The 10,947-nt window shown below is 66.5% G+C and carries 11 protein-coding genes; 5 read left to right on the top strand and 6 right to left on the bottom strand.

The window, feature by feature from the left end; all coding sequences use genetic code 11:
• Nucleotides 1-1,420 precede the first annotated feature (1,420 nt).
• Nucleotides 1,421-1,594 (bottom strand): CsbD family protein, encoded by a 174-nt coding sequence (locus ACWIHY_RS39510; protein ID WP_454381516.1) that lies wholly within the window; start codon nucleotides 1,592-1,594, stop codon nucleotides 1,421-1,423.
• A gap of 802 nt (nucleotides 1,595-2,396) precedes the next feature.
• On the opposite strand from ACWIHY_RS39510, the gene ACWIHY_RS39505 reads away from it, so the two are divergent.
• Complete coding sequence (locus ACWIHY_RS39505; protein WP_454381514.1) at nucleotides 2,397-2,513, top strand: DUF6131 family protein; 117 nt, start codon at nucleotides 2,397-2,399, stop codon at nucleotides 2,511-2,513.
• A 204-nt stretch (nucleotides 2,514-2,717) separates the two neighbouring features.
• Here ACWIHY_RS39505 and ACWIHY_RS39500 read toward each other — a convergent pair whose 3' ends face one another.
• Both ACWIHY_RS39500 and ACWIHY_RS39495 read right to left on the bottom strand, forming a co-directional pair.
• The gene (locus ACWIHY_RS39500; protein WP_454381513.1) at nucleotides 2,718-3,062 is read right to left on the bottom strand and encodes a hypothetical protein; all 345 of its coding nucleotides are present in this window, start codon (nucleotides 3,060-3,062) and stop codon (nucleotides 2,718-2,720) included.
• A gap of 35 nt (nucleotides 3,063-3,097) precedes the next feature.
• Nucleotides 3,098-3,280 carry a hypothetical protein gene (locus tag ACWIHY_RS39495; RefSeq protein ID WP_454381512.1) on the bottom strand — a complete coding sequence of 61 codons (183 nt, stop codon included), beginning with the start codon at nucleotides 3,278-3,280 and terminating at the stop codon, nucleotides 3,098-3,100.
• Nucleotides 3,281-3,544: 264 nt separating this feature from the next.
• Between ACWIHY_RS39495 and ACWIHY_RS39490 the strand changes: the two genes are divergently transcribed.
• Nucleotides 3,545-4,246 carry a histone protein gene (locus tag ACWIHY_RS39490; RefSeq protein ID WP_454381510.1) on the top strand — a complete coding sequence of 234 codons (702 nt, stop codon included), beginning with the start codon at nucleotides 3,545-3,547 and terminating at the stop codon, nucleotides 4,244-4,246.
• A gap of 6 nt (nucleotides 4,247-4,252) precedes the next feature.
• Complete coding sequence (locus ACWIHY_RS39485; protein WP_454381509.1) at nucleotides 4,253-5,209, top strand: SRPBCC family protein; 957 nt, start codon at nucleotides 4,253-4,255, stop codon at nucleotides 5,207-5,209.
• 384 nt (nucleotides 5,210-5,593) lie between these two features.
• Here ACWIHY_RS39485 and ACWIHY_RS39480 read toward each other — a convergent pair whose 3' ends face one another.
• Both ACWIHY_RS39480 and ACWIHY_RS39475 read right to left on the bottom strand, forming a co-directional pair.
• Nucleotides 5,594-6,661, bottom strand: a complete 1,068-nt coding sequence (locus ACWIHY_RS39480) for a fatty acid desaturase family protein (protein WP_454381508.1) — start codon at nucleotides 6,659-6,661, stop codon at nucleotides 5,594-5,596.
• A 154-nt stretch (nucleotides 6,662-6,815) separates the two neighbouring features.
• On the bottom strand, nucleotides 6,816-6,971 hold the full coding sequence (locus ACWIHY_RS39475; protein WP_356914107.1) for a DUF6131 family protein: 156 nt from the start codon (nucleotides 6,969-6,971) through the stop codon (nucleotides 6,816-6,818).
• A 125-nt stretch (nucleotides 6,972-7,096) separates the two neighbouring features.
• On the opposite strand from ACWIHY_RS39475, the gene ACWIHY_RS39470 reads away from it, so the two are divergent.
• The gene (locus ACWIHY_RS39470; protein ID WP_454381507.1) at nucleotides 7,097-8,371 is read left to right on the top strand and encodes a transposase; all 1,275 of its coding nucleotides are present in this window, start codon (nucleotides 7,097-7,099) and stop codon (nucleotides 8,369-8,371) included.
• A gap of 304 nt (nucleotides 8,372-8,675) precedes the next feature.
• A complete protein-coding gene (locus ACWIHY_RS39465; RefSeq protein WP_454381506.1) occupies nucleotides 8,676-9,041 on the top strand; it encodes a hypothetical protein in 366 nt (121 codons plus the stop codon).
• Between the two features lie 1,088 nt (nucleotides 9,042-10,129).
• Here ACWIHY_RS39465 and ACWIHY_RS39460 read toward each other — a convergent pair.
• On the bottom strand, nucleotides 10,130-10,348 hold the full coding sequence (locus ACWIHY_RS39460; RefSeq protein ID WP_454381505.1) for a hypothetical protein: 219 nt from the start codon (nucleotides 10,346-10,348) through the stop codon (nucleotides 10,130-10,132).
• Nucleotides 10,349-10,947: the final 599 nt, after the last annotated feature.

Genomic DNA, 10,947 nt, shown 5'->3' with positions numbered 1-10,947 from the left:
GGCTGGCTATCGGCCGGCCCCGGCCATGCGGCGACCAAGCAGCCGAGGATGTCCGCTCGTACCCGGCTGGGGAGACACGTCCGTACCCCGACACCCCCACCATCGCGAGCGAGCCTGCACCCCTGCAACTACTCGCCGAGCTGGTCCGACCGAGCGGAACCCGTCGCCGTGCCACTACGTGCCATACGAAGCGGTAAACAACGGTCACCACGGGCATCTGCGCGCCGTCCCGAGACGATGCCATCTCGGGCATTTCACCCGGTCAGCGCTGCGGCAGCCACTCAAATGCTGGTTGATTCCCAAGCTCAGAGCGCGAGTTCGATTCTCGTCACCCGCTCCACTAGAAAGCCCCAGGCCATCGGCCGGGGGCTTCTTTGTTGTCCGGGACCAGCTCAAGCATCCCGTGCCCGTTGCGTGCCCGGGCACGGCGCCGGCGCGGCCTGCCTCCTGTCCTCGCCCCGGCTGGCCGCGCCCGGCGGCGCGCTACGTGCAGCGGGCGTGCGAAACGACCGACACGGCGAACCTCTCTCCGACGAGGAACTGGAACTCTTCTTGCAGTACCTCCATCGCTTCGCTAATCACGAATTCGATCAGTTCGTGCTCATGGAGGTAGGTGACCCCGACTACCCGTGTTACATGGACCTGTCCCGGGCCCCGGTACCCGGTGTCGACCGTGCCGCCTACCGTCGCCCGTAGCCGAACCAAGCAGGGTCAGCTGACATCAACAGCGCCGGACGCCGGCAACTCCGAGCGGTCGTAGGCATCGGCCCAAACCTCGCAGCAGCTGCCTGCTGAGGACGGCGGATCGAACTCCTAAAGCGGGTGTCGCAGGTTCGAATCCTGCCGGGGGCACCACAAAATTTGCAGGTCAGCGCACTAAAGGTCTTCCAGGGAACCACCCTGGAAGACCTTTGGGTGCGCAATGGGAACATCCTGGGAACACTGAACTGTGCATTAGTCGCACTTCGGACATTCTTCAACGATCTGACGGAAAGCCCCCGTCTCTACGGCCAGACGAGCCTCAGTGTCGGCGACGGCTGGGAGAGACCGCCGACACCTGGTCGATGCGGGAGCGTCGATCGTTGGCCTGATAGTGGATGCCCGCGTCGTTGCTCATTCCGCGCGGCAAGGTTGTTCGCGCAACGGAGAAGGAGCGGCCGCAGACCTTCGGGTGCTGCTGCCGCTCCTTGCTTACTCCCGCTGCGTCGCTGCGTGGGTGCTCGGTCGGCTACTTGAGGTACACCAGTCCGTCCGTGGTGATCGTCGGGCGGCCGCTGGCGGCGTTGTGGGGCGTCGTCAGCCGCCTGAGGGCATGCGCAAACAGCCGGAGCGCCTGTCTCGGATCGACGCCCAGCTGTACCCATGCAGGTCCTCCCGCGTGCTTCGGCGTAGACCTGGTCGGGTCGACGGGGCGGAGTGGTCAGTGTTTGAAGGCGTCCTTGATCTTTGCCCCGGCCTGCTTGATGTTGCCCTTGAGTTGGTCTCCGCGGCCTTCGGCCTGCAGGCGCCGGCTGCCGGTGGCGCGGCCGGTTGTCTTCTTGCCGCCGCCTTTCATCGATTCGGCCTTGTGCGTGATCTTCTTCGCGATACTCATCGGAGCCACCCTGGGTGAATTGTCTGTTGGGGTTCGGTGGCAGGAATACCGTGACGCCGGCCGGTCAGCGATCTGCGCGTGCGGCCGCACGCCTACTGGGGGGTGGATCGGTGCCCGAAGTGCAGTCTGCTGCGGCGACCGCTGTCCGGGGCTCGAGTGCGATCACCTTGGGGTGAGTCGTTCCCCCGCGCATTCGCGTTGTCCGCGCGGGCGGGCTCGCGTTGGTCGACCAGGTCGTCGCGGTCCCTCCCGGCAGAGGCCGTCTCGCGGCGCGACGGCTTGCGTCCGCGGTGCGCGGTGCTGCCACGGCGAGAGGTACGGCGTGCACCGGTCAGGAGCAGGCTCAGTCCAAACAGGGCCGCTGCCCCGACGATCATGCCGCAAAGGAAGAGCGTGCCGGTGGAGCCGGTCACGTCGAAGCCGAATACCGAGAACCCGCCGGTAACCTCGTGCGCGCTGCCGCTGTTGGTGACAACAGCGGCCCCCGACGACTACCGCGGCGAGCAGGATTATGAGTCCGAGGATGACGATCATGACGCGCTCCAAGGATCTGCTTCGTATCTCCCTACGGTAGAACTGCACCGCCAACGAGGCCACTGCGACAGGGACGGCATGATGCCCCGGGATTGGTGGTCCACTCGCTGGAGACCGTCGACCGCGACGCCGCTCGGCCGTGACCCGTGCCAACTTCCAGGCATCCCGGTGTGGGTTTGCGCTGAAGGCGGGCGAGGGACCTGCTGGGCAGGGGGATCACTCCGCGCGATCCGAGGACATCACGATCATCCTGCTTATCATCGGTTTCGTGGCCAAGATCGCCATCATGTGGGCCATCGGGATCATCCTGGTCGTCATCGGGGTCATCCTGTGGATCCAGAGATCGCTGGGTGACGCGGTCCGTGGACGACGGCACTACTGGTAGACGGCCTGAACCTGCGGATCGTGCCGATCCGTTCCTCGCACCACCCGACGTGTGGAGCGTTCCTCGTTTGTCCTGTCGGTTTGTCCTGTCGCCGGGCGACCGCACGCCGCTGGCGCGTGCCAGAGCTGCGGCAGGGTGGACGTGACGATCGTGTGGCTTTGGGGCGCCAGCCGGGGGCGGCCGGACATCGTGTGGGCCGGACGGTCAGCGGGTCGGGCGTCGGCGCAATGCCGACCGCACGGCGAGGTACCCCACGTTGGCGATGAGGAGCAGTACGCCCATGGAGAGATACAGCATGCCCTCGACGGCCACGCCGATGATGCCCGGCACGATCGCGACGACAAGCAGGACCAGGAAGAGGACTATGGCGCTTTGCCCTCCTCGGGTGGAGGGGTCACTCTCGGCGGCGGGCGAGTCGCGGTTCGCCCCTGGTGCCTTCACCAGCGCCTTGTCGCAGACGAACTTGACGGACGCCGACCTGAGGGTCGCGCCGCCGGGAGACGAAAACCAGGCGGCGCCGGTGGGCGGTCTGATCTGGCCGGTAGCCAACTACCGGCGGGACCCGTACCGACGTGCATGAGAGGTCACATGTGCTGCCCGTAGTACTTGCCGAGCTGCTCAAGGCAGTTGGGGCCGCCAGTGAGCTTGTCCGTGTCGAACTCGGGTGCGGTCTTGATCTTGCAGCGGTCGGCGCTGACGTCCAGCGACTGGCAACCCCGGAACTGCCGCAGCGACCCGCCTCCGCAGCAGGAGGCAGGGCTTCTCAAGATGCGACCGACACCATTCGGGCGAAACTGGTGAGTACAGGACCGGCATTGACTGATGGCTCCCGTACCGAGGCGACCGCCCGTCGTGGCCGGAATCGCCGGGCTGTAGATGGCCGGCCCCGGCCGAAGTGAGCAGGACCAGGTTCCCCCTTCGTTGCGCTCCCAAAATCGGCCGCAGTGGCCGCCGTTGGGCAGAGACCACTGACAGCAGCAGTGTGCGCGGCACGGGCGGGTCCCCGAGGGAACGATGAAGGTGACGTGCGCATGGATGATCAGACCAAGATGGCTCTTGCCGCGGCCGTAGTCGGCGGTTACGTGCTGGGCCGTACGAAGAAAGGCAAGCTCGCCCTGAGCGTGGGGACGTATCTGGCGGGCAGACGGTTCGGTCTTGAGCCGCGCCAGCTCGCTGCCGAGGGAATGCGCAAGCTGGCGGAGATCCCGCAGGTCGCCGAACTACAGGAACAGCTGAAAGGGGAGTTCCTCGAGGCCGGCCGCAAGGCAGTGACAGCTGCTGCCACTCGCGGCATGGGGACGCTCGCGGACACCCTCCGTGACCGCACGGCAAGCTTCGGTAAGAAGGAAGAAGAAGAGCCGGAGGAGGAGTACGAGGAAGAGCCGGAGGAGGAGTACGAGGAAGAGCCGGAGGAGGAGTACGAGGAAGAGCCGGAGGAGGAAGAGGAGGAGGAGCCTGAAGCCGAGCGCCCGCAGCGCCGGAGAAGCTCCCGGGAGACGGCTCGGACCGAGAGGGGTACCGCGTCCAGGCGTGAGAGGGCCCCCTCTGCCCGGAGTTCCTCCGGGCCGAAGGAACCATCCCGGAGGAAGAAGTCCTCTGCGACGAAGCCGGCCGCGAAGAATGCAGCCCCAGCGAAGAAGTCTGCCGCCAGGAAGCAGGCTCCCGCAAAGAAGGCGGCGTCTTCAGGACGGGCTGAGAAGAAGACGTCCAAGCGCGCCGATCGCCGGAGGTAGCCCGCCATGGCCGGGAAGGAGACGAAGCAGCCGGAGACGCAGGAGTCGGGGATGGGCGGACTGCGTGAGGCACTGTCGGGTTTCGTCGGTTCACAGGTTGAACGGCTCGCGGAGAAAGCCAGTGACAAGGTCACGGACGTCACCGATCAGCTCACCGATGCCGCCGAGAACGGCGGCCTGCTCAAAATCGGCTCGCGCATCCTCGGGGGCGAATCCCCCGTGAAGGCGTTCCTGTCCGAGAAGGCCAAAGGCCTCAAGGACAGCGTCGTGAACAAGGTCAAGGAAGCGTTCGGCGGCGGCAAGGGCAAGTCCGGTAGCAGCAAGAGCATGAACATCATTGAGGTCCTCGATGTCGGCGTGCCCCTGCGCACGGCCTACGACTACTGGACGCAGTACGAGGAGTTCAGCAGCTTCACCAAGGGTGTTCACAGCGTCTCGAAGAGCGACGAGATGACCAGCGACTGGAAGGTCAAGGTCGGCCCCTCTTCGCGCAGCTTCAAAGCGACTGTCCAGGAGCAGATCCCGGACGACCGGATCGTCTGGACCTCCGAAGGTGCAAAGGGGACGACCAAGGGTGCGGTCAGTTTCCACGAACTGGCGCCGACAGTGACGCGGATCGTCCTGGTCGTGGAGTACTACCCGTCCGGGTTCTTCGAAAAGACCGGAAATCTGTGGCGGGCTCAGGGCCGCCGGATGAGGCTGGACTTCAAGCACTTCCAGCGGTACGTCACTCTCACCGAGGAAGAGCCGGAAGGCTGGCGCGGCGAGATCCGGGACGGCGAAGTCGTCATGTCGCACGACGAAGCGATGGAAGAGGAAGAAGCAGCACAGGCCGAGGAGTCGGAGAGTGACGGCGAGTACGAAGCCGCGGAAGACGAAGAGGACGAAGAAGACGAAGAAGAAGGGGACGTCGAGGAAGAGGAGTGGGAGGACGAGCCCGCCGATGAAGAGCGGCAGGAGTGATCCCCGGTATGCGGCGCCATGTGACCAGTTGGCTAGACCACTCTGTGACGGCCCGCCCCTGCATTGTCGCTCGGGAAGCGCCCACCCTTGGGGAGCCGCCGGTCCAGCAGAGGTGGAGGCAGCGAACCGTGAACGACAGCAGCACCGAACCACGTTGACGACCGATCCCGTGCGGCGAGGGCATCGCCGACACACACGCTCGCTCTGGTGGATCGTCATGAGCTGTGCCCGCCCTCTTGGCCAGTCCGTTGTCCGAGTCGGAGGGCGGTCCTGTCTCCGCCGAATCCGGGGAGCGGTCCGCAGGCGCCGGATATCGCGCTGTCATTCCAGTGGGATGTTCTCTCCACTCGGCTCCGCTGGTTGGAGGCGTAGCGAGCATCCAGCTCAGGACGCGGATGAAGTTTTGGCTGAGCGGTAGCGTGCGTCGCGGATGGGGCGTCCTGCCTGGTGAAGGCTTGTGAGGGCTTGTCGGTAGGAGGCGATGAGACCGGTCTCAAGGTAGGGGATGCCCAGCTCGCTGCAGTAGCGGCGGACGATGGGGCGGGCGGCGCGCAGTTGAGGGGTGGGCATGCTGGGGAACAGGTGGTGCTCGATCTGGTGGTTGAGACCGCCCAGGGCGATGCCGGTGAACCGGCCGCCGCGCACGTTGCGTGAGGTGAGGACCTGGCGGCGGAGGAAGTCGGGGCGGTCCTTGCCGGTCAGAATCGGCATGCCCTTGTGGTTGGGGGCGAAGATGGAGCCGAGGTAGAGGCCGAACAGGCCCTGGTGAACGGCGAGGAAGGCGATCGCCATACCGGGCGGCAGCACCAGGAACAGCGCAGTGAGAAAGAGCGCGAAGTGGGCAAAGAGCAGGGTGCCTTCCTGGGCGCGGTGTTTCAACGAACGGTTGGCCAGGGCCTTCACACCCATCACATGCAGGTTGAAGCCCTCGAGTGTGAGGAGAGGGAAGAAGAGGATGGCCTGGGAGCGTCCGATGAGCCGGGGAAGGCCCTTGGCGGCGCGGGCCTGTTGCTGGGACCAGACCAGCAGGTCGGGGATCAGGTCGGGGTCGAGGGTTTCGTGGTTGGGGTTGGCGTGGTGGCGGGTGTGCTTGTCCTGCCACCAGCCGTAGCCCATCCCGATGCCCGCGTTCCCGGCGATCCGGCCGAACCGCTCGCTGGCCTTGCGAAGCCGGAATACCTGCCTGTGGGCCACGTCGTGAGCGAGGAGGGCGACCTGGCCGAAAACAAGTGCGAGGAAGGCGGCGATGGCCAGTGTCCACCAGCTGGAGCCGATGAGTACGAAAGCGGTCCAGCCGCCGGCGTAGAGCGCGCCTACCGTGGTGATGCGGGCCGTGTAGTAGCCGGGGCGGCGGCGCATCAGCCCGGCGTCGGCGATCTCCTTCGACAGTCTGGCGAAGTCACTTCCGGACGCCTGTGAGGGCGGGGGACGAACAGGAGCATGAGGCGTCATCGCGACCGGTGCTTTCCGTCAGCTGGGGGATGTAGCTCGGTAGGTCAGTTTCACAGCGCGACGGAGCCAGCACCGAGCCATGCTGACGTTCGCTGCTGCGGGCATCGCCGACATGCTCAGCCGAAAATGCCCTGATGGAAGGTGCCGCGCGGCGCTACCAGTAGTGCCGTCGTCCGCCGACCGCATGTCCTACCGCTCCCAGAATCCACAGCAGAACCCCGATCGCGACCAGGACGATTCCGATGGTCCAGAGAATGCCGATGCCGGCCACGAGGCCGATGACGAGCAGAATGACTCCGAGGATGATCATAACGCCCTCCAGTGAGGGACGTCCTCTGTAGGCGCGCCCTCTCTCCTCGGCTCCCCGCCCTTTCGCGAAGCAAACTCGAATCTCGCCCTGACCAGACCGTACGCCCCCGGCAGCAGCATTGCGACATGGTCGATTGGGGACGACCGACGATCTCTGAGCTGCTTTCAGTCTCGGACTGCATCGGCGCAGACGGCCGCTGCCGCCTGCTGTCACTCGTCGTCACACCAGCTCAGCGGGCTGACTGCACACAGTTCAACCCGGTCATGGCGGAGATCCGCGTCCCCAAGCCTGGTCCGGGCAGGCCCCGTAAGAAGCCCGAAAGCATGGCCGCCGACAAGGCGTACAGCAACAAGTCCTGTCATGAGTACCTGCGGCGCCGGGGTGTCCGCCACACGATCCCGGAGAAGACCGACAGTCAGGCCGCCCGCCTGCGCAAAGGCTCACACGGCGGACGCCACCAGGCTTCGACGAAGAGCGGTACAAGATGCGCAACACCATCGAACGGACCATCAACCGGCTCAAGCAGTGCCGGGCGGCGGCATTCGGAATCAGTGCAAGCGGTCAAGGTTCCCTACGTCGGGCGGCGCCCGGGCGCCTGGCGGATCCGCCCGCCCGCGACCGGCCGCCATCGTCACTCGGACCAGGTGCGCCGCGCGCATGGCCGGACATGGGTCAGGCTGCCGGCCCGCCGCCGAACGGCTCCGTCCATACGACGCGCTTCGTGCTCCACGTGGCCCACATGGGGGCGGTGCGCGCGAGGCCGCTGGGCGCTTGAGGCCGTGGCGTCCGCGAAAGCCCGCGACCGAAGTGAACCGACCGACGACCGACGGAGCCCGCCCCCGCAAGGCAGGGCCCTGCACGAAGCGATTGCAGGGACTGGAGGAAGTATGACGGGCGCGCTGCCGGGTGGACGTGAGGCGAGGCTGAGGGACACTCGCGCAAGGCTGCAGAGCGACGTCGATCTGTGGGCCGCGACCTCGGGCTCGGGCGGCGTCCACCTCATCGCGCTGTCCTACCTCGGGGACGGGATCGCGTGTTTCATTTCGACGCCGTGCGCCTCGGTCGCCGGCCGCAACGTGCTGGCGGACGGCCGGGTGCGCCTCAGCCTCGGGCCGACCGCGACGTGGTCGTCGTCGACGGCAGCGCCGAGTCGGCGCCATCGCCCTCCTCGCCCCCCAAGACCGGCGGCGAGGAGGGCGGCGGCGCCGAAACCCGCTTCCTGCTCCGTGTGGCCTCGCTGGCCTTACGGCTCGGCCCCCGAAGGCATCGAGTTGCAGCAGGTCGACCTCGCCACCGCCGCTTCACCCTCAGCGCCCCCGACGACCCAGAGCCGTCCCTTGTCGCTGTCGGCGAGTGGGGGGCGTCAGCGTTGCTTACGGGACCGGTTCGATCCGTGCTGAGCGAGGGCTTTGCTCGCGAGGTTGAGAAGCGTCCGCTCGGCTTCGTGAGGATGACCAGCTCACCGAGTTGAAAGTCAGCAGCGGACTATGACCCTTTCGGCCTACTGGATCAAGCGTTCGCCTTGCGGATTCGCAGGGGGCTCGAATGCTGGGTTAGGTGGGGGCGCGATGTACGGATGCCCGGCAGGGCGTATCAGAAAGGTGCAGCAGTATGTCTGTTCGAAGCATGACATCAGCACGGTTGACGGACGGTCGCCCCCAGCTCTTTGCTGGAAGCCGTCAGGGACTGTTCAGCAACTGGAAGGTGGACACGCATCCTGACGCCGCATGGATCGGCTGGCAGCCGTTCCGCTTCGATCACGGCACAGTGGCGTCACTGGCGGCGGCCCCGCTCACGGACGAGCGGCCGCAGGTGTTCGCGGTGACCGACAGCGGGGAACTGTGGACCACCTGGAAGCTGACCACCGACCCGAACGCGGGCTGGGCCGACTGGGCAAAGTTCAACGGTATGCCGGGCTCGGCACGCAGTGTGGGGGCGGCGAGCCTCACAGACGGTCGGCCGCAGATCGTGGTCGGCAACGACTCCGGCGCGGTGTCCTCCTGGAAGGTGAGCACCGACCCCGACGCCGCCTGGGCCGACTGGGTCTCCTTCGACGGGCCGCCTGCCTGAAACCGAGAGGTCTAAGGGAATCGCCTTCGGATCACACCGACCTCTCCCACTGGGAGCCGGCTCTGGGAACCCCCCAGGAGCCGGTTCTTCTGTTGGTTCACCCCACCCCCGCTTCTTGCTGCGTTGTTGCTTGGCACATGCCTTTCCTGCGCACTTTCACGAGAGGTCCTCGGTAGCTCAGTTGACCCGTTTCGCCAAGTGGCTCGCTCAGTGGGCTCTACGCTGGCTTGGTGTCTGAGGGCACCGGGCGGGGCAGGGAGAGAGACTGTCCAACACTCAAAAGCGCTCATCACCTGGCCGCGAACATCCGTATGACCGGCCGATCACCGGCCCCGGCAGCAAGAGCTTGGCCCGCCTGCGCGTCACCCTTCCCAACTCTGCCAGGTCGCCTGGCTACTCGTTGGCCTGCGGGCCGTCGGACGCGGTGATGCTCACCTGCGGGACGCGACGCGGCCGGCGAGTTCGCCCACCGGGTGGGGTTCCCACCTGAAATGAAACGACGGCACCCCCAACGCGCCCGCCAACCAGCCCCACGACGGGCCCTCCAGCCGCTCCCGTGCCAACGGCATCACGCCGCACGAGACAGACGCTCCCCACCTCGATCAAACCGCAGACCGGCAATCCGCTCTGCGACGACCGCGAGAGTCCGTACTGGTTCGAGAAACCGAGCGGGACGGTGCCAGGCAACCGGCACGAACCCAGCCGTGGCGCTGAATCGTGCGTCCGGCGACCTCCTGACCGCAGCCCTCGGTGAGCCACTCGCCGGAAGGGAGGAGCGGGCGTCCCGGGCGGGAGCCGGTGCCGCTAAGCGACCGCCACACGGCACCACACCCGCCGCAGCCGGCGAGCGGTGCGGCTGAGGATGCCGGTATGGATGTCCGGCGAGGACTTCTCGCGGTCATTGCGTTGTTCGTTCACTGAGCGTTTTGCCGCCCCGGCCGGAGCAGTGGGCGGCAGGCCTTCGGTTGTGGTCGGCAGGGCGGTCAGGGAGAGGTTTTTGCTCCTGTTCCTGACCGCCCTGGGGGTGGGTGGACTTCTTCCGTGTGTGGTTGTGGGGTTTGCGGGCTGGAACTCCCTCGGGTTGTGCCTCAGTTGCAGAAGTTGAGGATGGGGAGGAGGCCGTTGCCGCACTGGAAGTCGTCCCCGCCGCCGTGGGCTGGGGTGGCCTTCGTGGCGACGTGCGTCGCGGCTACGGCGGATGTGGCAGTTGCCACCCCCGCCGCACAAGCGATGCCCACGGCGGCACTCACCGCGAATGCTCGCGATATCCGGGAAACTGCCTTCTTGGGGTGAGGTGTGGTGTTCATGCACTCACCATGCACACCCTCGCGACCAGTTGCTCGCCGAGCTCGTCCGAGCGGGTGAGCCACCCCCACAGGGCGGGATCAGCATGCGCTTTTGAGGGGTATGTCGGCTGACCGCGATACGCGGCACGTCGCTCAGTTGGCCTCGGTATTTCATAAGGGCTCGCCAGGTCAACTGGCGTGCTGTTTGGGCTTGTTGGGCCGGTGGTGGACAGGGTGAGGGCCCGGCTGTCGCGCCGGGTTCCACGGTCCCGGCGGGCTGGTGCGGGTTCGCAGGGGCGGGGAAGGCTGCTGGTCGGCCTGGGTTCGCAGGGCGGTGAGCCGGGCCAGGGGTGTTGGTGATCACGTCGGTCCAGGGCCAGTTCCCGGTGAGGCTAAGGGTGCGGCCGGTGGTGACGAGCTGTGCGGCGGTGGGCAGCAGCCGCAGGCGGAGCCGTCGGGGCTCGTATCGGGTGATGTGACGGCGCATGCCGAGGATCGATCCAGCCGTTTATCGGTCAATTGGCCTCCATCCGCTTGATGTTGAGTCGATGTTCCTGGCGGGGGTGGTCGGTGTGGAAGACCGAATCTGGTTACTGCTAGTGTTCGTTCAGTCACGGTAG

The organism is Streptomyces sp. NPDC055287 (assembly GCF_053646035.1).
The sequence above is the reverse complement of the archived record's forward strand: the minus strand, read 5'-3'. Positions and strand labels throughout refer to the sequence as shown.

Excerpts from the sequence above, each read along its gene's own strand:
- ACWIHY_RS39510 (WP_454381516.1), bottom strand. The coding sequence starts at position 1,594 with ATGAGTATCGCGAAGAAGATCACGCACAAGGCCGAATCGATGAAAGGC.
- ACWIHY_RS39490 (WP_454381510.1), top strand. The coding sequence starts at position 3,545 with ATGGATGATCAGACCAAGATGGCTCTTGCCGCGGCCGTAGTCGGCGGT.
- ACWIHY_RS39485 (WP_454381509.1), top strand. The coding sequence starts at position 4,253 with ATGGCCGGGAAGGAGACGAAGCAGCCGGAGACGCAGGAGTCGGGGATG.
- ACWIHY_RS39480 (WP_454381508.1), bottom strand. The coding sequence starts at position 6,661 with ATGACGCCTCATGCTCCTGTTCGTCCCCCGCCCTCACAGGCGTCCGGA.
- ACWIHY_RS39475 (WP_356914107.1), bottom strand. The coding sequence starts at position 6,971 with ATGATCATCCTCGGAGTCATTCTGCTCGTCATCGGCCTCGTGGCCGGC.
- ACWIHY_RS39470 (WP_454381507.1), top strand. The coding sequence starts at position 7,097 with ATGGTCGATTGGGGACGACCGACGATCTCTGAGCTGCTTTCAGTCTCG.
- ACWIHY_RS39460 (WP_454381505.1), bottom strand. The coding sequence starts at position 10,348 with ATGAACACCACACCTCACCCCAAGAAGGCAGTTTCCCGGATATCGCGA.